Consider the following 21,038-nt stretch of genomic DNA (forward strand, 5'->3'; position numbering starts at 1 on the left):
GGGAATTAGGGTGATTTTGTAATTTTAACATAATTGGTAATCATTTGAAAATCGATAACAATCTTTCTGACAACTATCATAAAAGTAAATTTCAGTAGTTTGGATGGTGACTTATCCCAGATTAGCTAGCTTTCAGGCATCAAGAATTAGTTCTACATTTTCTGTAGTCCGTAATCCTACTATGAAAATGATGGAGTTTTTGAGTCCTTTAGCTATACCTCAAGGCTCTATCTATTTTTCATTTTTTGAGCATTAGAATTGGTTGTCAGCTATAGTTCACAAAACAACTGGTATATACCATTTACAAAATACCATAAAAACACTATAATAAAGGAAAGAAAAACTCGTTGAAAGAGGGAATAACAATAATGGCAACCTACCTTAAGGCAGATCGTTTTTATTATGCTCATGAGACTAAGCCTGCTGGCTATCTTGAGTTGGTTGATGGGCGTTTTGGTCAGTGGACTGAGAGTGTACCTAGCGCTGCTCAGGTTTTAGATTACACGGGTTATCAGATTGCGCCAGGTTTGGTCGATACCCATATCCATGGCTTCGCCGGCCACGATGTTATGGATAATTCGGCCGAGGGTATGCTGGCCATGAGTCAGGCCTTGCCCAGTATGGGAGTGACTTCCTATCTGCCGACGACCCTTACCTCTAGTTTTGAACATTTACGTGATGTTTCAGCAACTGTGGCTTCGGTTGTAGATACGACTGATGGCGCTAAAATCCAAGGCATTTATTTCGAAGGTCCTTATTTTACAGAAAAGTATAAAGGAGCTCAAAATGCGGCTTATATGAAAGATCCAAGCCTGGAAGAATTCAAAATCTGGCAAGAAGCAGCCCAAGGCTTGATTAAAAAAATTGCCCTGGCCCCAGAACGCCAAGGAGTAGAATCCTTCGTCTCGGCGGTGACCAAGGATGGTGTGACGGTGGCTCTAGGTCACTCTAATGCGACCTATGCAGAAGCTAAGAAGGCTGTTGCAGCTGGTGCCAGTGTCTGGGTTCACGCCTATAACGGTATGCGAGGCCTCAATCATCGCGAGCCAGGTATGGTCGGAGCGGTTTACCACATTCCTCAGACCTATGCCGAATTGATTTGTGATGGTCATCACGTCTCCCCTGTGGCTTGTGACATCCTTATGCAACAAAAGGGCTATGACCATGTGGCTCTGATTACCGACTGTATGGCAGCTGGTGGTCAACCCGATGGGGACTATCTGCTGGGTGAATTTCCAGTAGTGGTCAAGGATGGGACAGCCCGCCTTAAGGCGGGAGGCAATCTGGCTGGCTCCATTCTCAAGCTCAAGGACGGTCTAAAAAATGTGGTAGATTGGGGCATAGCTAGCTCGGAAGAAGCCGTCCGAATGGCTACTTATATTCCAGCCAAGTCAGTTGGCCTTGAGGATAAGTGCGGTCAAATCAAGGCTGGACGTCCAGCAGACTTTATCGTTCTGGACAAGGATCTGAACCTGCAGGCCACCTATGTGGATGGCGAGGAAGTCTTTAATAAATAATACTCGTCGAAAATCAAAATTTTCCGACGGGCAAGGTAAATCTAAGCTTTGAAAAATCTTGATTGGCAATGGCAGCCACCATGGCGGTCTGCCTATACCTCTCACTAGCCCCAAAAGGAAAGCATCCTCGGCTTTCCTTTTCTTGATTTGCAGTATTAACGCACTTTGCCGGACGTAAGGACTGCCTGCAGTCCCTTGCGACACCCATCTGCTGTAATCCCTTTCCTACTATGCAACAGACATGTTAGTCAGACCTTTAACCAAATTCCACTAGGACTTGGCGTGGGAAATCCAGCCATAGCGGATTTCACTAAGGTGTTGTCTGGCAATACGAGAATAAAACAAGTCGATCTACTATTTTAGCTGAGTTAGTGAGGAAATTAGGTAGTTGCTATAGCGATTGTCGTTAGGGAGTCAGACAGAAAGAATGGCTTTGATAGTCGTCAAAACCTTCGTGGTCCCTAACTTTTCAATTTCAAGGTGTCGGGCTAAAATAGTCCACCGGGCTATTTTGCTACCCCAGAAAGGGTGACTAGCTGTCTATTGTACCTCGAATGGTGCCAAGACATCAGTCAACCACTGCGATCTCACCTCTTTAGAGGTAGTAGTCCTTGCTCTTTCCGATTCTTGATTTTATTTGAAAATAATTTTTTCTGTCAGGAGTTAGCAGGTGAAGCCTGCTTAGAGTTTTCATTGAGTATAAAGCGATTCATCTCTCAGGCTAAGGGTCTGAGAGATTTTCTTGACAAAGAATGTAAGTTCTCATATAATAAGTATACTTATTATATGAGAGGAGAAATTTTATGATAACTTTTTCTTTTTCGGCTGTGGTAAAGGGAACCAAAGAAAAGGCTTGGTTTTACTATGAAAATTTGGAACAGTGGTACCGATGGGAATCTGATTTAGAAGATATTTGTCTGGATGGTGCGTTCGAAACAGGTGTCTCAGGAACAATGACACTGTCAGGGATGCCTCCCTTGGCTTTTAACTTAGTGAAGGTCGTTGATCAACACTCTTTCACAGACATATCCGAAACGCCAGCAGGAAGCATACTTTTTGAACATGACATCATAGAAGGGGAGACGGGATTCATTACGTTAAAGCATAGTGTGTCTCTCGTGTGCGAAGAGCCTTCGGATGAGCAGGTTAATTTTTTAAAGCAAGTTTTTGCTGATGTCCCGAGCTCTGTCTTAACGCTAAAAGATATAGTAGAAAAGGAGTAGTATGTATCATTTTAATTCTTTATACAAGGATGACTATCAAAAATCAACCGGCTTACTATTTGCAAGAGTTTATAATAATTGGCATAGTCAAATCAAAAAGGAACTTCAAAAGCTTCAACTAACGCATCCGCAATTTATTATACTTGCTTCAGTTGCTGCTCTGGAGAAACAAGGAGACCTTGTCAGTCAAATCTGTCTAGCCAGTTTTTCGGATATGGACGTTATGACTGTTTCTCAGGTTGTCAAACTTTTGCTTAAAAAGAAACTAGTAGAGAGAAGAGAACATCCTAAAGACAGTCGATCTAAGATTGTTTCGCTTTCAGAAAGTGGATTTTCTATCTTAAATCGTGCCCTACCCTTAGTTGAAGCAGTCGATCAGGAGTTTTTCGGTAAATTAGACCAAAATCTTTTGGAATTCAATCAATGGTTAATGGACTTGGAGGAAAAAAATGGTTAGATATTGGCTAGGTGTTGTTTCGAAAGAGCATGTCATGTTAGGAGTCAAGGGTGGCTTTGGTCAGGTTTGTCATGGTCAGGCAGGACCTTTGAAGCGAATGAAAAAAGGAGATTATCTTTTATACTACAGTCCCAAGTATAAGATGAAGGATTCTAATGCATATCAAGCTTTTACAGCTGCGGGTAAAATAAGTGATAATCAAGTCTATTCTGTTGAGATGGCTCCAAACTTTATTCCTTATAGAAGAAATATTACATTTTATCACCCAGTGCGTGATTGTCCGATTGAGTTTGCGAGACAGTCCCCAGAGTGGAAAAAGTATGCTTCTCAGCTAAGATTCGGACACTTTGAAATAAGTAAGGATTTTTTCAACCCGATTTTTCAATATATGAAAATTGAAAAAGAAAGTCTGTCATGAGATAGATTAGACAATTTCCCCATCTTGTGCTACAATATCTGCAAGAAAGAGGTTGTTGCCCCACGGTCTTCTCAAGTGAGTCTAGGATAGTGAAAGCTAGACGAGGCTGAAGCAATAATTGGCGCTTTCAGAGTGAGCCAAGCTCAATTTTTTTAAACAAATGAAGTAATAAATTAGGGTGGAACCGCGTTTCTGACGCCCCTATGTCAACTGGCATGGTGGGAAGAAGGCGGTTCTTTTTCATTGTGCCAGAAAAGTTGCCAAGCCTAGGAATGCAGTGGCTCCAATTCAATCTTCTTTGCCTTGGAGCAAAGGTAGTTGGTCCCGCTTGACAACCGCTGGGGCGATTTGCTTGGGCTAGATACTTGTTTAACTTTCAAAAAAAGGATGTTTTTGAAAGCTAAACATCGCAAGCTATTACTACTAAGAAAGAAGGATATAATGAGTAAAAAATTGACCTTTCAGGAGATAATCTTAACACTGCAACAATACTGGAATGACCAAGGTTGTATGCTCATGCAGGCTTATGACAATGAAAAGGGGGCGGGAACCATGAGTCCCTATACCTTCCTGCGGGCTATTGGGCCTGAACCTTGGAATGCGGCCTACGTTGAGCCATCTAGGCGGCCTGCTGATGGGCGTTACGGGGAAAATCCTAACCGTCTTTACCAACACCACCAATTCCAAGTGGTTATGAAGCCTTCTCCATCAAATATTCAAGAACTTTACCTTGAGTCTTTGGAAAAATTGGGGATCAACCTTTTGGAACACGATGTCCGCTTCGTTGAGGATAACTGGGAAAACCCTTCAACAGGTTCTGCTGGTCTTGGTTGGGAAGTTTGGCTGGACGGGATGGAAATCACCCAGTTCACCTACTTCCAACAGGTCGGTGGTCTGCCAACAGGCCCTGTAACTTCTGAGGTTACCTATGGACTGGAACGCTTGGCTTCCTATATCCAAGAAGTAGATTCAGTTTACGACATCGAATGGGCACCAGGCGTTAAGTATGGCGAAATCTTCAAGCAGCCTGAGTACGAACATTCCAAATATAGCTTTGAAGTGTCTGACCAAGACATGCTTTTGGAAAACTTCGACAAGTTTGAAAAAGAAGCTGGGCGTGCTTTGAAGCTTAGTCTGGTTCACCCTGCCTATGACTATGTTTTGAAATGCTCTCACACCTTTAACCTCTTGGATGCCCGTGGGGCAGTTTCAGTTACCGAGCGGGCTGGTTATATTGCTCGCATTCGTAATCTAGCTCGGGTCGTTGCCAAGACCTTTGTAGCTGAACGCAAGAAATTAGGCTACCCACTTTTGGACCAGGCTACCCGTGAAAAACTTTTGGCTGAGGAGGACTAAGATGACGAAGAATTTACTAGTAGAATTAGGCTTGGAAGAATTGCCAGCTTATGTGGTAACCCCGAGTGAAAAACAACTGGGCCAAAAAATGGCTGCCTTTCTTAAGGACAATCGTCTATCTTTTGATAGCATCAAGACCTTCTCAACCCCTCGTCGCTTGGCAGTCCGAGTGATGGGTCTGGCAGACAAGCAGGAAGATTTGTCGGAGGACTTCAAGGGACCGTCTAAGAAGATTGCTTTGGATGCTGATGGTAATTTTACCAAGGCAGCTCAAGGCTTCGTTCGTGGGAAGGGCTTGACCACCGATGACATCGAATTCCGTCAGGTCAAGGGTGAAGAGTACGTTTACGTGACCAAGCAAGAGGCTGGTCAACCTGCAGAGGCTGTATTGGCGGGTGTCCCAGAGGTTCTCAATTCCTTGACTTTCCCCGTCAGCATGCACTGGGCTAGCAATAGCTTTGAGTATATCCGTCCTGTCCATACCCTCACGGTTCTCTTGGATGACCAAGCCCTAAATATGGATTTCTTGGATATTCACTCTGGTCGGGTCAGCCGTGGCCATCGTTTCCTAGGTCAGGAAACTCAGATTGGTACAGCGGATTCCTATGAGGATGATTTGCGAAAAGAATTTGTCATCGCTGATAGTCAAGAACGGCAAGGCATGATTGTTGAGCAAATTAAGGCTGTTGAAGCCGAGCAAAATGTCAGCGTCGATATTGCCCCTGACCTCCTCAATGAGGTCCTCAATCTGGTCGAATACCCGACAGCTTTCATGGGGCATTTTGATGAGAAATATCTGGAAGTTCCAGAAGAAGTGCTGGTAACCTCTATGAAGAATCACCAACGCTACTTTGTTGTTCGTGATAAATCTGGGAAGCTTCTGCCTAACTTTGTCTCTGTCCGTAATGGTAATGAGCACTACCTTGAAAATGTCATCAAGGGTAATGAAAAAGTTTTGGTTGCTCGCTTGGAAGATGGTGAATTCTTCTGGCATGAAGATCAAAAACTGAAAATCGCTGACTTGGTGGCCAAGTTATCCCATGTCACCTTCCATGAGAAAATTGGCTCTCTGTCTGAGCACATGGCAAGAACAAGTCTTATTGCCGACTATTTGGCTAAGACCGTTGGCTTGAGCGCTGATGAAAGTAAGGCCTTAGCACGGGCGGCCAGCATCTACAAGTTTGACCTTCTGACCGGTATGGTTGGTGAATTTGATGAGCTACAGGGGATTATGGGTGAAAAGTATGCCCTCTTAGCAGGTGAAGCGCCTGCCGTAGCGACAGCCATCCGTGAGCACTACCTGCCTGACTCTGCTGAAGGTGACCTACCTGAGACCAAGGTTGGAGCGGTTCTGGCTCTGGCTGATAAGTTTGATACCCTGCTGTCCTTCTTCTCCGTTGGTCTAATTCCAAGTGGTTCCAATGACCCTTACGCCCTACGTCGGGCGACCCAAGGGATTGTCCGTATCTTGGATGCCTTTGACTGGGCCGTCCCTCTGGACCAATTGGTCGATAATCTCTACGATTTGACCTTTGAAAGCCTGACTTACGCCCATAAAGAAGAAGTGATGGACTTTATCGCCGCCCGTGTGGATAAGATGATGGGAGCTGGTGTGCCCAAAGACATTCGCCAAGCAGTCTTGGCTGGTTCAAACTTTCTGGTACCGCAGATGTTAGCAGCGGCAGAGGCCCTGCAGGTAGCTTCGCAAGCCGATAATTACAAGCCAGCCGTTGAGAGCCTGGCACGGGTCTTCAATCTAGCGGAAAAAGCCCCAGCTGACATGACTGTCAATTCTGACCTTTTTGAAAATGACCAAGAAAAGGCCCTAGCCCAAGCAGTAGCTAACCTTAGTCTAGGTGATGACATCAAGGAAAATCTGGACCAACTCTTTGGCCTCAGCCCAGTCATTGATGCCTTCTTCGATAATACTATGGTCATGAGCGATGATGAGGCCCTTAAGAATAACCGTCTGGCTCTCTTGTCAGCCCTAGCCCAAAAGGCTAAAACAGTTGCTGCCTTCAATCAGCTTAATACGAAATAAGCGCAGTGGGCATACGGAGACCTTCGTCTGCAGGGATGTCTGGCCACTTTCGTAAAAATCAAGGAGCTGCCCCTGCATCATGCATTAAAGAATGGAATGAATCCGCCAAGGACTCTTGAGATGAGGAAACTAGATTATTTGCCTCGCTTCCTTATTTTCAGGCTCGGGTCAAGATGTTTGATGTTGAAAAAGTAAGAAGTTAAGGACTTTTGTTCCTACCTTATCCTTTGAGTCGCTTAACGGCTTGGCGACACTCTAACCAGACAGTCGATTTTACTGTCTGGTTAGAGTTAGTCAGGGAGTTAGGCAATCAGAATAGTGGTTGCCGTTGGAAATCGAGACATTTTAATGACCGATTTTCTTAACATAGCGACAGCCAGATAAGCGAGTCGATAATGCTCGATTATCTGGCTTAGTAAGAAGTTTAGGCAAACCACAATAGTGGTTGCCGTTGGAAATCGAGACATTTTAATGACCGATTTTCTTAACATAGCGACAGCCAGAAAGCGAGCCGATAATGCTCTATTATCTGGCTTAGTAAGAAGTTTAGGCAAACCACAATAGTGGTTGCCGTTGGAAATCGAGACATTTTAATGACCGATTTCCTTAACTTATTGAAAGGAGTAGAACTCGCCCTAAGGGCTGTGTCAAAAAGATAAAAAAACAACTTAGAGGCTAGTGTCTTCGTTGATTTTCTAATTTGACTGTACCTTGACGGGCTTGGTATCTTAATTATGGATCCTAAAAAGATTGCTCGGATTAACGAGCTTGCGAAAAAGAAGAAAACGGTCGGCTTGACTGGTGAAGAGAAGGTTGAGCAGGCCAAACTTCGTGAAGAATACCTGAAAGGTTACCGCCGTTCCATGCGTCACCACATTGAAGGAATCAAGTTGGTTGACGAAGGGGGCAATGATGTGACCCCAGAAAAGCTTCGCCAAATCCAGCGTGAAAAGGGCCTCCACGGGCGTAGCCTAGATGACCCTAATAGTTAATAGTTCTTCTAAAGGCCAGCCTTGTTGCTGGTCTTTTTTGCATTAATTGAACCTACCTAAACTTCTTTGAAAATAGATAATTCTTCTTAGGCCCTTCATCGCCTTTGTCAAAATTCCTAATTCTCCACGAAGTACTTGACAGCTTTGTATCTTGTTTGTTCAGATGTAAGGACTTTGTTGGGGGAATTAAAACGCTTTCGTAGGCGAGGTAAATGAGAGTAGAGTTAGGAAAAGTATGGCCATTCCAACGGTCATTTTTTTATCGGCAGACTAGTCTGAGAGTCTGTAGAATGAAGGTGTAAGTGGGGGAAAGAATTATGGATGCAGGTAGGAAAAAAATTGATGAACTCCTGTTTTATTTGAGTCAGCAATCTGATTACCAGATGGCAAGTCAGTTGGCTCAAGCGCTCTCTATAAAGCCAAATAGTTTTAGCATCGGGAACTCGGGAGTCATCACAACCTACAAATTGACGGAAAGACAGACGGTCTAATAGTTGATACTCCATGGCATCATCTGATAAGTTATTCAGACGTTGGAGTAAGAGGGTTTTAAACATCATCAAAAAATCTAAGTGTGGGCGTCCACCTTTGGAAGGATTCTTTGTTGGATTGGCGAAAATCCTAGTTAAAATTGGCAGAAATTCTTGCCAATCAATGGCCTTATCTAGACGTTCCAATGGATTTCCTTTTTCACTTAGTTTATTCAATAGCTCAGTATCATCACTAAACAAACGCATACCCTAAACCTCTTCTATTAGTTTTCGGTTACTTTATTATCTTACATTTGACTGTTTAGCGGTGGTTTTTAGAGGTGCCCTTAAGCTTGGACAATATTGAAATCCTTTAGTCTAATAAAATTTGCTAGAAAAGCCTGATATCCTATTGAAAGGAGTCCTTTCCATGTCAACTGTTCACTTTTCCCCCTCCCTCATGTGTATGAATCTGGACAAATTTACACAGGAGATTACTTTTTTAAATGACCATGCCCAGTCCTATCATATTGATATTATGGATGGTCACTTTGTCCCCAATATTCCCCTGCCCCCTTGGTTTATCGGCGAAGTTAGAAAGCTTAGTAGCCTTCCCATGTCGGCCCACTTGATGGTAACTGACCCAACCTTCTGGGTAGACCAGCTGATTGCCATCAAGTGTGACTATATCTGCATGCATGCAGAAGTTATTAATGGCTTGGCTTTCCGCCTGATTGACCAGATTCATGAGGCAGGTCTAAAGGCAGGGGGTTGTCCTCAATCCTGAGACCCCAGTTTCAGCTCTCCTTCCTTATATTAATCTCTTGGATAAGGTGACCATCATGACGGTGGACCCTGGCTTCGCTGGCCAACGCTTCTTGGAAAGCACTTTGGATAAGATTGTTCAATTACGGGAATTGCGGCAGGAAAAGGGTTATCATTATTTGATTGAAATGGATGGCTCATCCAATCGCAAGACTTTCAAGTGCATTGACCAAGCCAATCCAGATATCTATGTTATCGGTCGCAGTGGTCTCTTTGCCGTTACAGATAATATTGAAGAATCCTGGGCCAGAATGTGTCAGGATTATCAGGATATGACTGGTAAGACAGTAGAATAAGTTATTCAAGGCTAGCACTATCGCTGGTCTTTTTGTTTGGTCAAGAGCAGTTGTTTTCTTTCAGAAAACTTGCGTGCGTTAGCTCTGCTACTAACGATTATTTTTGATATAATAATCACTACAAAGAAGCTTGGGTACTGTTCCTTGACTAGTAGTTTACTCTTTTCTCGCTTAGACAATTTTGCTCATGGAAGGAAAATCTTTTTTTGGGTTAAACGAGTTGAGAAATGCTGGGCTACTAACAGTAGCAGTTTCTATGTAGAAAGGAAATGAACCCGCCTACGACTCTGTGGAAAAAGATAAAGGTTCCTAGATGCCTAGGTGCATCTGCGTCACCTTTCCTATTTTCCTTTGAGTCGCTTAACGGCTTGGTATCTTAATTATGCAAGATAAATTAGTGATTCATGGGGCTAGGGCCCATAATTTAAAGGATATTGATGTGGAGATTCCCCGCGATAAGTTGGTCGTGGTGACGGGCTTGTCAGGTTCAGGCAAGTCCAGCCTGGCCTTTGACACCATCTATGCCGAAGGTCAACGGCGCTATGTGGAGAGTCTCTCCGCCTATGCCCGTCAGTTTTTGGGCAATATGGAAAAACCTGATGTGGATAGCATTGACGGCCTTAGCCCAGCTATCTCCATCGATCAAAAGACCACCAGCAAGAATCCCCGTTCGACGGTGGGAACAGCTACTGAAATCAATGATTACCTCCGCCTCCTCTATGCTCGGGTCGGAGTTCCTTACTGTCCCAATGGGCACGGGGAAATTTCTGCCAGCTCGGTTGAGCAGATTGTTGATAAGGTGCTGGAACTGCCTGAGCGCACACGGATGCAGATTCTGGCCCCTGTTATTCGTCGCAAGAAGGGTCAGCACAAGACTCTATTTGAAAAGGTCCAAAAGCAAGGCTATGTCCGTGTTCGGGTTGATGGCCAGGTTTATGATGTGACCGAGGTTCCTGAGCTGTCCAAGTCCAAGATGCACAATATCGAAGTGGTCATCGACCGTCTGGTCAATAAGGAAGGCATTCGCAGCCGTCTTTTTGACTCTGTTGAAGCAGCCCTGCGGATTGCTGACGGCTATGTCATCATTGATACCATGGATGGCAAGGACCTGCTCTTCTCTGAGCACTATTCCTGTCCTGTCTGTGGCTTTACCGTGCCTGAGTTGGAGCCCCGCCTCTTTTCCTTCAATGCGCCTTTTGGTTCCTGCCCCACCTGCGATGGCTTGGGTATGAAGCTGGTGGTTGATATGGATTTATTGATTCCCGACCCAAGTAAGACCTTAAGAGAAGGAGCCCTAGCTCCCTGGAATCCCATTTCTTCAAACTATTACCCCGCCATGTTAGAGCAGGCCATGGAAGCTTTTGGTGTGGATATGGACACGCCTTTTGAGGACCTGCCCCAAGACCAGCAGGACTTGGTGCTTTATGGCTCTGACGACAAGGAATTCCATTTCCACTATGTCAATGACTTCGGTGGTGTGCGGGATATTGACATTCCTTTTGAGGGCGTGGTTAACAATGTCAATCGTCGCTACCATGAGACCAACAGTGACTTCACCCGTAATGTCATGCGGGGTTATATGAATGAGCTAACCTGTGCGACCTGCCACGGCTACCGCCTCAATGATGCCGCCCTCTCGGTCAAACTTGGTGGAAAAGACGGTCTCAATATCGGTCAGATTTCTGATCTCTCAATCCAAGACCACTTGGCCCATCTAGCTACCCTTATGCTCTCAGATAATCAGGCCACCATTGCTGGCCCTATCCTCAAGGAAATCAAGGATCGCCTGACCTTCCTCAATAATGTCGGCCTCAACTATCTGACCCTGTCTCGGATGGCAGGAACCTTATCAGGTGGGGAAAGTCAACGGATTCGTCTGGCTACCCAGATTGGTTCCAACCTCAGCGGTGTTCTCTACGTTCTGGACGAGCCCTCCATCGGGCTTCATCAAAGGGATAATGACCGCCTGATTGCCAGCCTCAAGAAGATGCGGGACTTGGGCAATACCCTGATTGTGGTTGAGCACGACGAAGATACCATGCGACAGGCCGACTGGCTGATTGATGTCGGTCCAGGAGCTGGCCAATTCGGTGGGGAAATCGTGGCCTCTGGTACGCCCGAGCAAGTCTCCAAGGTCAAGAAATCCATCACTGGTCAGTACCTATCTGGTAAAAAAGAAATTCCAGTACCTAGTCAAAGACGAAAAGGCAACGGCCGTTTTATCGAGGTCAAGGGGGCTTGTGAGCATAATCTACAAGATATTGATGTCAAGTTCCCTCTGGGCAAATTTGTCGCCGTTACAGGGGTTTCGGGCTCTGGTAAATCAACCCTGGTCAATTCTATCTTGAAAAAGGCTATTGCTCAAAAACTTAACCGCAATTCAGAAAAACCAGGTAAGCACAAGAGTGTGGAAGGAATTGAAAATATTGAGCGGTTGATTGATATCGACCAAAGTCCCATTGGTCGGACGCCTCGCTCCAATCCAGCCACCTACACAGGGGTTTTTGATGATATTCGCGACCTCTTTGCCAAGACTAACGAAGCCAAAATTCGCGGTTACAAGAAAGGTCGCTTTAGCTTCAATATTAAAGGTGGCCGTTGTGAGGCCTGCTCAGGCGATGGGATTGTCAAGATTGAAATGCACTTCCTGCCCGATGTCTACGTTCCCTGTGAAGTCTGCCATGGTACCCGCTATAACAGCGAGACCCTGGAGGTTCATTATAAGGAGAAAAATATCGCTGAAATCCTCAACATGACGGTCAATGATGCGGTAGACTTCTTCGCTCCCATTCCCAAAATCGCTCGAAAACTCCAAACCATTAAGGATGTTGGCCTAGGTTATGTCACCCTGGGACAACCGGCCACTACCCTGTCTGGTGGCGAAGCCCAACGGATGAAGCTGGCTTCTGAGCTTCATAAACGCTCAACTGGTAAGTCCTTCTATATCTTGGATGAACCGACCACGGGTCTTCATACCGACGATATTGCCCGTCTGCTCAAGGTGCTAGAGCGCTTTGTCGATGAGGGTAATACGGTTCTGGTCATTGAGCACAATCTGGATGTCATCAAGACCGCCGACCATCTGATTGACCTAGGCCCAGAAGGTGGTGTTGGTGGTGGCCAAGTCATTGCCACCGGCACCCCAGAAGAAGTCGCCAAAAATGACCAATCCTTTACCGGTCAATATTTACAAGATAAATTGAGCTAATGAACAGGCCATCCGAAAGGGTGGCTTTTTTGATGGGTGGAGTTTTCATACTTAATAAATATCAAAGTTTTCACTTTAGATACTTTCTTAAAAAGTGCGGACGCAAGCAACCTCCTTACGGAGTTCCATACGGAGTTCCATTGCTAATTTTCGAGCCTATGTCTCGAAAATTCCGTTCTTAGCAACAAGCATATTTGTTGCTAAGAATACCACTTCGGCGAAAGTATCACCCTATCCTTGCACCACTGGTTAAATACCAATGCAGTTCTAGCAAGCTAAGTCCTTGTTTGAGTGGTAAGTTGAAAGTTTTGAAATATAAGGAGTATCAAAATCCACTTAAAACTTGCCAAAAAGTATAAAAGAATTTAAAAAGTATAAAGGAAAAAAATGAATCCTTTTTCTTGCAATCAGTCATGAAAATTTCATAAATTCGTCTAATAATGACTAAATTGGGCAATAATACTTTAAATTAGTAATTTATACGGCGAATTACTTGATTTTTCAAACAATCTGTTTTATCCTCGAAGATGTAGTTTTTTTAAGGTCAAAAAACATGGAAAAAAACAATGTCAAAGGGAGGAAAGATGACGTCATTAAAGGAAAGACTAGCCCAGATGGAGGTGTCTGAGGAAGCCTATTTAGAACTGGATAAATTCACGGTCAATGATCTCAATGATGGTATCAAATTAAATGATGAGGAAAATATTAAGCCAGCCTTGGTGGCTTCGGCAGCTAAGGCTCTGGCCCGTATCTTAAATGGTACCCCTAATGCCAAGGCCTTCGAGCTGTCCCTCAAGGTGGCAGAGGCCCTCGGGCAAAAGCAGGTTGCCGAGCAACTCTTGCTGAGTATTACCTCCAGCAATGACCCATCGGTTATCAATGCGACAAAGCTGGTTAGTTACGAAATGGCTCTAAAATCCAAGGCCAACGACTATCAGACTATTGATCAGATTGACCCTGATAAGGACACCATTTTCAATATTCGAACCATGGTGACTCGGGGCCTGCTCTTTCTCGACCAATTTGGGCCCATGGTCAAGGAAGCCTTTGGCTTTGGCGGAGCCTATACAGACAAGGTTACTAGGGATGAAGCCGACTTCTTAAGTCAGGATAGCCTGTGGAACTTCAGCTATTCGACAGAAGAACCAAGCCAGGAGGAAATTTTGCTCTTGCTCAGTCGCTACCAGCTGGGTAAGCATACGGGGCAAGACGAATTTAAGGCGATTAAGAAACTAGGCGTTTTCAATCTCCGCTTCAATAAGACCTACCAAATCAATCTGGCTGATATTCCAGCTAGGATCATGCTGGCCATTGAAAAAGATGTCCTAGGCTACGAAGAGGTCTTGACCAAGGTTGAGGCTAACCATCTCCCTGAAGAATATGTCCATCCTGAAGAAGCTGTGACCCTGGAAGAAAGGCTCAAAGCCTGGGAGAGCAAGAACAAGTCAGACCTAGGAAAATGGGGGAAAATCCTAGCGGCTACTACCTTGTTCCTGCTATTGTTTCTAGTGGGGGGCTATACCTATCTCAACCAGAAGCGACCAGCCAAGGCCAAGCTAGCCAGTCAGTTGGCTGCCCGTAAGTCAAGTAAAATCAAAGATAAGCAGTCTGGTTCTGCTAGTTCTTCTGGCTCATCTTCCGATAAAGAAGATGACCAAAATGACGATAAGGACCAAGACAAGGCTGATTCCAAGTCTTCTGATTCCACCAAAGGTGAGGATGATGACAAATCATCAAAGTCTAAGTCTGATGATGGTAAGAAATCATCAGGCAAGAAGTCTTCTGGTTCCAGAGCTGGCTCCAGTAGCAAAAGTGGTCGCTCGTCTGGCTCTAAGAGCAAGGGGGCGTCTTCTAGTAAAGGCTCATCCGGCCAAGCCCCTTCAAGCGACAAGGGCTCATCAGAGGATAAGAGCAGCGAGTCAAGTAGTTCGCAAGCTCAGCCTGAAAGCCCTGCAACACCAACACCTGAAGCTCCTAGTCCAGCTCCTGCTCCAGAAACACCAGCAGAACCAGGTGGGGATACTGCCAACTCCAACGATGTAGGAGCAGGCGATGCTGGGGCGCCAGCAACAGACAACCCGAGTGAATAGAAATTACCTTAAGACCAGAAGCTCAGTCTTCTGGCCTTTTCTATGTGCCTTAGCGAAACGAGGCAGTAATGCCAAAGTTAAGCTTAGGCACATTGATCTAGTTCGAGCGGTAGTGAGAGCTAGGTTCCTAATTAACTTTGCTCAGTAGCGAAAGCTAGAGTTCTCTTTATCTTAACGAAATGAGCCAAAGTCAAGAACATCAAGCACAGGGCTATTGATCTAGTTTGTACCTAGTTGAGAAGGAAGAACTGATTTTCCCCAGCTTGTTTGGCCTGCTCTCTGTTTTTTCTACTAGCCAGAAAAAGATTTTGCAGAAATTTCATTTTTCTCTTGACGGTGAGGGAAAAAAGAGTAAAATAGTTTCCGTGATAACTGTTGGCCCTGCCAATAGATAGACGAATAGGCAAGATGAACTTGAAAGAAGCCCTTTTCTTTTAAGTTTTCTTATTGCCCACTATTTTATGAAAAGGAGTTGTATGATGTCGAGAAGTACGCATGATATTCATGGGAAATCCTATAATCGGACAGCCATGATTGTTCTCTTGCTGGTGGCGACCTTCGCTGGGGTTCTCAACCAAACCAGCCTGGGGACAGCTATTCCAACCCTGATGAAGAGCTTTGATATCTCTTTGTCAACGGCCCAAGAGGCGACCACTTGGTTCCTCCTAGCCAACGGGATTATGATTCCGGTTTCGGCTTATCTGGCTACTCGTTTTTCCACCAAATGGCTCTATTTTAGTGCCTATGTCATCCTGGTCGTGGGACTTCTGATGACCACTCTGGCTCCAACGTCCAACTGGAATATTTTCTTAGCTGGACGGATTATTCAAGCCTGTTCTGTTGGGATTACAATGCCTTTGATTCAGGTGGTCATGGTAAATGTCTTCCCTGCTGAACAAAGGGGGGCTGCCATGGGACTCAATGGTCTGGTTGTTGGTCTAGCACCGGCTATTGGGCCAACTCTGGCCGGTTGGATTCTCAAGCAGAACTTTAGTCTCTTTGGTCACGATTTGAGCTGGCGGGCTATCTTTATCATTCCTTTGGCTATTTTGATTTTGTCCCTCATCCTGTCCCCCTTCTTAATTAAGGATGTTGTTGATAATAAGTCTGTCAAGTTGGACTTACCTTCTCTGGTTCTGTCTATCCTTGGTTTTGGCAGCTTCCTTTGGGGCTTCACTAATGTTGCCGACCATGGTTGGGGAAATATGGGTTATGTCATTGCGCCGATTATTATTGGGCTGATCGTTATCATCCTTTTTGCCTACCACCAGCTGCATATGGATCAACCCTTCTTGGATATTTCGGTTTTTGAAAACAAACAGTTTCTTGTGACAACCATTGCCATTGCCCTCTCCATGATGGCCATGATGGGAGTCGAAATGATGCTGCCCCTCTATATGCAAAATGTTCACGGCCTGTCTGCCCTTGACTCTGGTCTGGCCCTCTTGCCAGGTGCTCTCATGATGGGGATTGTCAGTCCAATTTCTGGTAGTGTCTACGATAAGGTTGGTGCCCGTCGCCTGGCCATGATTGGCTTTACAATTCTGGGAATTGGAACGGTGCCCTTTATCTTCCTGACGGCTTCGACACCTGACCACTTCATCACCCTGCTCTATGCCGTTCGGATGTTCGGTATCGCTACGATTATGATGCCACTGACAGCCAGTGCCATGAGTGCCCTGCCACCCCATGAAGCTGCCCACGGTACCGCCGCCAACAATACGGTTCGCCAGATTGCCTCTGCCATCGTTGTGGCCTTCCTGTCAAGTGTGACCCAAAATGTTATCAACGACAATAAGCCATCTGCTGCCTTGAAAGCCATGGATCCCTTGAAGTATGGTTCAAAAATGATTGATGCTAACCTGTCTGGCTTCCATGTTTCCTTTACTCTGGGCCTATCCTTCGCTATTCTAGGTTTCCTTGTGGCCCTCTTGTTGCGTAAGGGTAAGATTATTGAAAAGGAGGATGATGACAAATGATTATTGTAATTATTGCTCTAGCAACCCTGGCAACCTTTAGCTCCTGGATGCTCTTGTCCTCAAAAGCTTTGCGCTATGGTCTGGGAATCCTCTCTCTCATAGTTCTGGGTGGTTCTGTCTATCTCCTGACCGACCATTTTGTCAATCATACCGGCATGACGGTTGAAACGAAGACGATGACACAAAAGGTTTATACAGCTGGTGACAGCAAGTTGCCTTTCGGTGTTTTGGTTTATCAGGAGCTGGGGAGCAAGTCCGACAGTAAGGTCCTGGTTTACCGAACTAAGCAAGCAGATAAGGATGCCAAACCCCACTTTGTGCCGGATACCAAGCACGCGACAGAAGCGGTTAAGAAGGCAGCAACCTACCAATTGGCTGATGTCAAAGAAGCCCAAGTCAAGACCACAACTAAACGCTATGTTTGGAAATCAAAAACGGCCAAATTGCTCTATGGCTTTGGCGGTGAATCTGGCGAGCTAGTCTCACAAAAGTCAGTCGTACAAGTGCCTAAGGACACCTGGTTGGTTCTCTCCAAGGAACAATCCGAAAAATTACCAGACATCGCCAAGAAAATGCAAGCCCAGTTGGCTACAGACCCAGCCAAGGCTCAAGCAACTCAAGAACTGGCCAAGTCAAATCCACAAGCCTACGCTGAGATGCAAGTCAAAGCACTCAAGCAAGCCCTCAATATTAAAGAATAATAGAGAGGTTGAGTTCACTTTGAGCTCAGCCTTTTGTCTACACTCCATTAGAATTTTCCTCTTATTCATGCTAGAATAGGGTAACTATAGGGGAGGTGGTTTCAGGTGTTTGAGGCACGAGTGGAAAAATTAGTGGTAGCCCTGAAGCAGACGGTTTGCGACGGCTTTTTGGTGACCAATCTGACCAATATCTATTATTTAACAGGCTTTCATGGGACGGCTGGAACCGTCTTCATTTCCGAGAACCACAGGCTCTTTCTGACGGATGCTCGTTACAGCCTGCTGGCTCGAGAACAAGTCAAGGGCTTTGAGATTATTGAAAGCCGTCAACCTCTAGCCGAGATTGCTAAGTTGATTAGGACGGAAAAGCTGTCCACCATCGGCTTTGAGGGAGAGGCGGTTTCCTTTAATTTCTATCAGCAGTTGCAGACCATTTTTTCAGACTATCAGCTGCAATCGCAAACCAATCTCATTGAGAATTTGCGGATGATTAAGGATGAGGGTGAAATTGAAACCATTCGTCAGGCCTGTAAAATCTCTGATAAGGCCTTCTTGGAGGCCTTAGATTTTATTAAGCCCAATCAGACCAGCGAGCTTGAGCTGGCTAATTTTCTTGATTTTCGTATGCGAGAACTGGGAGCCAGCGGGCCATCTTTTGACTTTATCGTGGCCTCAGGCCAGCGTTCTGCTATGCCCCATGGCCGAGCTAGCCAGAAGATTATCCGCCCAGGCGAAACCCTGACTATGGACTTTGGTTGTATTTTCAATCACTATGTCAGCGACATCACTCGGACCATTCATATCGGCCAACCTTCTGATGAGGAGCGAACTGTTTACGAACTTGTTCTCAAGAGTAATCAGGCTGTCATCGATGCGGTTAAGGCTGGTATGAAACGCTGTGATTATGATGGCGTAGCTCGTCAAGTCATCGCCCAGGCTGGCTATGGTGAATTCTTCACTCATGGCATTGGTCATGGCATCGGCCTAGACATTCATGAGATTCCTTACTTTGGCCAGTCCAGCGACTCGATTGAGGCTGGCATGACTATTACCGATGAGCCTGGGATTTACTTAGATGGAAAATTCGGGGTAAGGATTGAAGATGATATCTTGGTGACCGAGACAGGCTGTCAGGTTCTGACTCAGGCCCCCAAGGAATTGATTATCATATAGGAGGTTTCTATGACGAAAGAAAGATTATCCTGGCAGGATTATTTCATGGCCAATGCCGAGCTCATTTCTAAGCGCTCGACCTGCGACCGAGCCTATGTCGGGGCAGTTCTGGTTAAGGATAAGCGAATTATTGCCACGGGTTATAACGGTGGCGTTTCTGAGTCCGACAACTGTAATGAGGTCGGCCATTATATGGAAGATGGCCACTGTATTCGAACGGTCCACGCCGAGATGAATGCCCTGATTCAATGCGCTAAAGAAGGCATTTCCACTAAAAATACGGAAATCTATGTTACCCATTTTCCCTGTATCAACTGTACCAAGGCGCTCTTGCAGGCGGGTATTAAGAAAATCACCTACAAGGCTGACTATCGCCCCAATGCCCTAGCTATCGAGCTGATGGAGCAAAAGGGCGTGGACTATATCCAGCACGATGTCCCCCATATTATCTTGGGAGAGTACTAGGGGAAGTGGAGTCTTGGACCTAGGTCTAGTTCCAGCATAAAAAGAGGTCCGACTTAGAGATGCCCAATCATTTCCGATAGCTTCACAAAGAATTTGAGTAGGACCGCAAATTATGATAAAATAAACTGATAATTAAATTAATAAAGAGGTAGATAAAATGATTGAAGCAAGTAAGCTTAGAGCTGGTATGACTTTCGTGGCAGGCGATGGTAAGTTGATTCGTGTCTTGGAAGCCAGCCACCACAAACCAGGTAAGGGTAATACGGTAATGCGGATGAAACTGCGTGATGTTCGCTCAGGTTCAACCTTTGATACAACCTACCGTCCAGAAGAAAAATTTGAACAGGCCATCATTGAAACGGTGCCTGCTCAATACCTTTACAAGATGGATGATACAGCCTACTTCATGAATAACGAAACTTACGACCAATATGAAATTCCTGTTGCCAATGTGGAAAATGAATTGCGCTACATTTTGGAAAATGGCGAAGTTAAGATTCAATTCTACGGAACAGAAGTGATTGGGGTGCAAGTTCCAACAACCGTTGAATTGACCGTTACTGATACCCAACCTTCAATCAAGGGAGCTACAGTAACTGGATCTGGTAAACCAGCTACCCTGGAAACAGGTCTGGTGGTTAACGTTCCAGACTTTATCGAAGTGGGTCAAAAATTGGTGATCAATACCCAAGAAGGTACCTACGTCTCCCGTGCCTAATTAAGATATTCGGGCCTTAAAAGGTCCTATAAAAATAGGCGAGACCCCGATGCACCAAAGCCTCTAGGAGGCTCCCTATTTTTACTAGGCTTTTTGCCCGTGTTCGATTTGTAAGCTACAAAGGTTGGAGAGCCCTCTCCTGCCGACGGAATGCTTGTTTCTAGCAAGATGAATTTCAATAAGAATTAGAAAGGACGGACCTATGACAGAAACAATCGGAGATATTGTCATTTCTCCTCGTGTCTTGGAAGTAATCACAGGGATTGCGGCCACGAAGGTTGAAGGCGTTTATTCCCTCAATAATAAGGCCGTTACTGATAATATCAGTAAAACCACTCTGAGTCGTGGGGTCTATCTCACGACCAGTGATGATGATAAAGTAACAGCAGATATTTACCTGCAGTTGCAGTATGGTGTCAATGTTCCTGCTGTCTCCATTGAAGTCCAAAGAGCTGTTAAATCGGCCGTTTATGATATGGCTGAAGTTGAACTATCTGATGTCAATGTCCATGTCGTGGGAATTGTCCCTGAAAAGACACCAAAACCAGACATGACAGCCCTATTTGACGAGGACTTCCTGGATGACTGAATCAAGACATAATTTACGTGAACGGGCCTTTCAAGCTATCTTTAGCTTGGAATTTGGTCAGGCTGACTTTCTGCAAGCAGCTAACTTTGCCTATAGTTATGACAAGCAAGGGCAAGAAGGGAAAGAGCTGGAAGTCCCAGCCTTTCTATTGAATTTGGTTAAGGGAACTGTGGATAATCTCACGGAAATTGATGGCCTCATTAGTGAAAATCTCAAAGAAAAATGGTCCTTGGAGCGCCTTACCCTGACTGACCGTAGTCTCTTGCGCCTGGGGCTTTACGAAATTAAGTATCATGAGGAGACACCTGCTAAGGTAGCTCTCAACGAGGTTATCGAGTTGACCAAGGCCTACTCAGACCAGACCTCTGCCAAATTTATCAACGGTATCTTGACCAAGTTTGTCGAAGACTAAAAAAATGACCCCAGTTGGTCATTTTTTCTTTGGTCAAAATACTGATAAGTTAGGCTCGCTATGGCGCCTTATCTAGCTAGCTCACTCCTTCATTTTCGAAATAATACT

17 protein-coding genes and 2 pseudogenes are annotated in these 21,038 nt (G+C 45.2%); 17 read left to right on the top strand and 2 right to left on the bottom strand.

Features of this window, described 5'->3' with window-relative positions; genetic code table 11:
• The first annotated feature begins 368 nt into the window (after positions 1 to 368).
• On the top strand, positions 369 to 1,517 hold the full coding sequence (gene nagA / locus DYE66_RS03770) for an N-acetylglucosamine-6-phosphate deacetylase (RefSeq protein ID WP_115324933.1): 1,149 nt from the start codon (positions 369 to 371) through the stop codon (positions 1,515 to 1,517).
• Between the two features lie 13 nt (positions 1,518 to 1,530).
• Here the strand turns inward: nagA and DYE66_RS03775 are convergent, their stop codons facing one another.
• Positions 1,531 to 1,725 (bottom strand): hypothetical protein, encoded by a 195-nt coding sequence (locus tag DYE66_RS03775; RefSeq protein WP_109833448.1) that lies wholly within the window; start codon positions 1,723 to 1,725, stop codon positions 1,531 to 1,533.
• Between the two features lie 595 nt (positions 1,726 to 2,320).
• Between DYE66_RS03775 and DYE66_RS03780 the strand changes: the two genes are divergently transcribed.
• The 6 genes from DYE66_RS03780 (at position 2,321) to DYE66_RS03810 (ending at position 8,004) form a co-directional block, all read left to right on the top strand.
• Positions 2,321 to 2,740 carry an SRPBCC family protein gene (locus DYE66_RS03780; protein WP_002960701.1) on the top strand — a complete coding sequence of 140 codons (420 nt, stop codon included), beginning with the start codon at positions 2,321 to 2,323 and terminating at the stop codon, positions 2,738 to 2,740.
• 1 nt (position 2,741) lies between these two features.
• On the top strand, positions 2,742 to 3,197 hold the full coding sequence (locus DYE66_RS03785) for a MarR family winged helix-turn-helix transcriptional regulator (protein WP_115324935.1): 456 nt from the start codon (positions 2,742 to 2,744) through the stop codon (positions 3,195 to 3,197).
• Entirely contained in the window at positions 3,190 to 3,615 is a 426-nt protein-coding gene (locus tag DYE66_RS03790; RefSeq protein WP_115324936.1) for an EVE domain-containing protein, read from the top strand. Before DYE66_RS03785 ends, DYE66_RS03790 begins: the two co-directional genes overlap by 8 nt.
• Before the next feature lie 441 nt (positions 3,616 to 4,056).
• Complete coding sequence (glyQ, locus tag DYE66_RS03795) at positions 4,057 to 4,971, top strand: glycine--tRNA ligase subunit alpha (protein WP_115324937.1); 915 nt, start codon at positions 4,057 to 4,059, stop codon at positions 4,969 to 4,971.
• A gap of 1 nt (position 4,972) precedes the next feature.
• Positions 4,973 to 7,012, top strand: coding sequence for a glycine--tRNA ligase subunit beta (gene glyS, locus DYE66_RS03800; protein WP_115324938.1), 2,040 nt, complete (start codon positions 4,973 to 4,975; stop codon positions 7,010 to 7,012).
• A 734-nt stretch (positions 7,013 to 7,746) separates the two neighbouring features.
• Positions 7,747 to 8,004, top strand: a complete 258-nt coding sequence (locus DYE66_RS03810; RefSeq protein WP_004219372.1) for a DUF896 family protein — start codon at positions 7,747 to 7,749, stop codon at positions 8,002 to 8,004.
• Positions 8,005 to 8,399: 395 nt separating this feature from the next.
• Here the strand turns inward: DYE66_RS03810 and DYE66_RS03815 are convergent.
• A pseudogene (locus DYE66_RS03815) lies at positions 8,400 to 8,741 on the bottom strand (IS5/IS1182 family transposase); the annotation flags it as partial.
• A 163-nt stretch (positions 8,742 to 8,904) separates the two neighbouring features.
• Between DYE66_RS03815 and alsE the strand changes: the two are divergent.
• From alsE to nusB, 10 genes and pseudogenes are all read left to right on the top strand, one after another.
• Positions 8,905 to 9,595: pseudogene (gene alsE, locus DYE66_RS03820) on the top strand (D-allulose 6-phosphate 3-epimerase).
• 382 nt (positions 9,596 to 9,977) lie between these two features.
• Positions 9,978 to 12,803: an excinuclease ABC subunit UvrA gene (gene uvrA, locus DYE66_RS03825; protein WP_115324940.1), complete on the top strand. Its 2,826-nt coding sequence runs from the start codon at positions 9,978 to 9,980 to the stop codon at positions 12,801 to 12,803.
• Between the two features lie 584 nt (positions 12,804 to 13,387).
• Positions 13,388 to 14,893: a hypothetical protein gene (locus DYE66_RS03830; RefSeq protein ID WP_003001188.1), complete on the top strand. Its 1,506-nt coding sequence runs from the start codon at positions 13,388 to 13,390 to the stop codon at positions 14,891 to 14,893.
• Between the two features lie 479 nt (positions 14,894 to 15,372).
• Positions 15,373 to 16,872 (top strand): MDR family MFS transporter, encoded by a 1,500-nt coding sequence (locus tag DYE66_RS03835; RefSeq protein WP_003000797.1) that lies wholly within the window; start codon positions 15,373 to 15,375, stop codon positions 16,870 to 16,872.
• Positions 16,869 to 17,573, top strand: a complete 705-nt coding sequence (locus DYE66_RS03840; RefSeq protein ID WP_003001204.1) for a DUF4811 domain-containing protein — start codon at positions 16,869 to 16,871, stop codon at positions 17,571 to 17,573. Before DYE66_RS03835 ends, DYE66_RS03840 begins: the two co-directional genes overlap by 4 nt.
• Before the next feature lie 105 nt (positions 17,574 to 17,678).
• Positions 17,679 to 18,746, top strand: a complete 1,068-nt coding sequence (locus DYE66_RS03845; RefSeq protein WP_003000812.1) for a M24 family metallopeptidase — start codon at positions 17,679 to 17,681, stop codon at positions 18,744 to 18,746.
• 9 nt (positions 18,747 to 18,755) lie between these two features.
• A complete protein-coding gene (locus tag DYE66_RS03850) occupies positions 18,756 to 19,211 on the top strand; it encodes a deoxycytidylate deaminase (RefSeq protein ID WP_019788713.1) in 456 nt (151 codons plus the stop codon).
• Positions 19,212 to 19,368: 157 nt separating this feature from the next.
• Entirely contained in the window at positions 19,369 to 19,929 is a 561-nt protein-coding gene (efp, locus tag DYE66_RS03855) for an elongation factor P (RefSeq protein WP_019788712.1), read from the top strand.
• A gap of 202 nt (positions 19,930 to 20,131) precedes the next feature.
• Complete coding sequence (locus DYE66_RS03860; RefSeq protein WP_019783022.1) at positions 20,132 to 20,518, top strand: Asp23/Gls24 family envelope stress response protein; 387 nt, start codon at positions 20,132 to 20,134, stop codon at positions 20,516 to 20,518.
• A complete protein-coding gene (nusB, locus tag DYE66_RS03865; RefSeq protein WP_019788711.1) occupies positions 20,511 to 20,930 on the top strand; it encodes a transcription antitermination factor NusB in 420 nt (139 codons plus the stop codon). Before DYE66_RS03860 ends, nusB begins: the two co-directional genes overlap by 8 nt.
• Positions 20,931 to 21,038 lie beyond the last annotated feature (108 nt).

The sequence above is a fragment of the Streptococcus downei MFe28 genome, assembly GCF_900459175.1.
GTDB classification, from domain to species: Bacteria; Bacillota; Bacilli; order Lactobacillales; family Streptococcaceae; genus Streptococcus; species Streptococcus downei.

Excerpts from the sequence above, each read along its gene's own strand:
- nagA (WP_115324933.1), top strand. The coding sequence starts at position 369 with ATGGCAACCTACCTTAAGGCAGATCGTTTTTATTATGCTCATGAGACT.
- DYE66_RS03775 (WP_109833448.1), bottom strand. The coding sequence starts at position 1,725 with ATGGGTGTCGCAAGGGACTGCAGGCAGTCCTTACGTCCGGCAAAGTGC.
- DYE66_RS03780 (WP_002960701.1), top strand. The coding sequence starts at position 2,321 with ATGATAACTTTTTCTTTTTCGGCTGTGGTAAAGGGAACCAAAGAAAAG.
- DYE66_RS03785 (WP_115324935.1), top strand. The coding sequence starts at position 2,742 with ATGTATCATTTTAATTCTTTATACAAGGATGACTATCAAAAATCAACC.
- DYE66_RS03790 (WP_115324936.1), top strand. The coding sequence starts at position 3,190 with ATGGTTAGATATTGGCTAGGTGTTGTTTCGAAAGAGCATGTCATGTTA.
- glyQ (WP_115324937.1), top strand. The coding sequence starts at position 4,057 with ATGAGTAAAAAATTGACCTTTCAGGAGATAATCTTAACACTGCAACAA.
- glyS (WP_115324938.1), top strand. The coding sequence starts at position 4,973 with ATGACGAAGAATTTACTAGTAGAATTAGGCTTGGAAGAATTGCCAGCT.
- DYE66_RS03810 (WP_004219372.1), top strand. The coding sequence starts at position 7,747 with ATGGATCCTAAAAAGATTGCTCGGATTAACGAGCTTGCGAAAAAGAAG.
- uvrA (WP_115324940.1), top strand. The coding sequence starts at position 9,978 with ATGCAAGATAAATTAGTGATTCATGGGGCTAGGGCCCATAATTTAAAG.
- DYE66_RS03830 (WP_003001188.1), top strand. The coding sequence starts at position 13,388 with ATGACGTCATTAAAGGAAAGACTAGCCCAGATGGAGGTGTCTGAGGAA.
- DYE66_RS03835 (WP_003000797.1), top strand. The coding sequence starts at position 15,373 with ATGTCGAGAAGTACGCATGATATTCATGGGAAATCCTATAATCGGACA.
- DYE66_RS03840 (WP_003001204.1), top strand. The coding sequence starts at position 16,869 with ATGATTATTGTAATTATTGCTCTAGCAACCCTGGCAACCTTTAGCTCC.
- DYE66_RS03850 (WP_019788713.1), top strand. The coding sequence starts at position 18,756 with ATGACGAAAGAAAGATTATCCTGGCAGGATTATTTCATGGCCAATGCC.
- efp (WP_019788712.1), top strand. The coding sequence starts at position 19,369 with ATGATTGAAGCAAGTAAGCTTAGAGCTGGTATGACTTTCGTGGCAGGC.
- DYE66_RS03860 (WP_019783022.1), top strand. The coding sequence starts at position 20,132 with ATGACAGAAACAATCGGAGATATTGTCATTTCTCCTCGTGTCTTGGAA.
- nusB (WP_019788711.1), top strand. The coding sequence starts at position 20,511 with ATGACTGAATCAAGACATAATTTACGTGAACGGGCCTTTCAAGCTATC.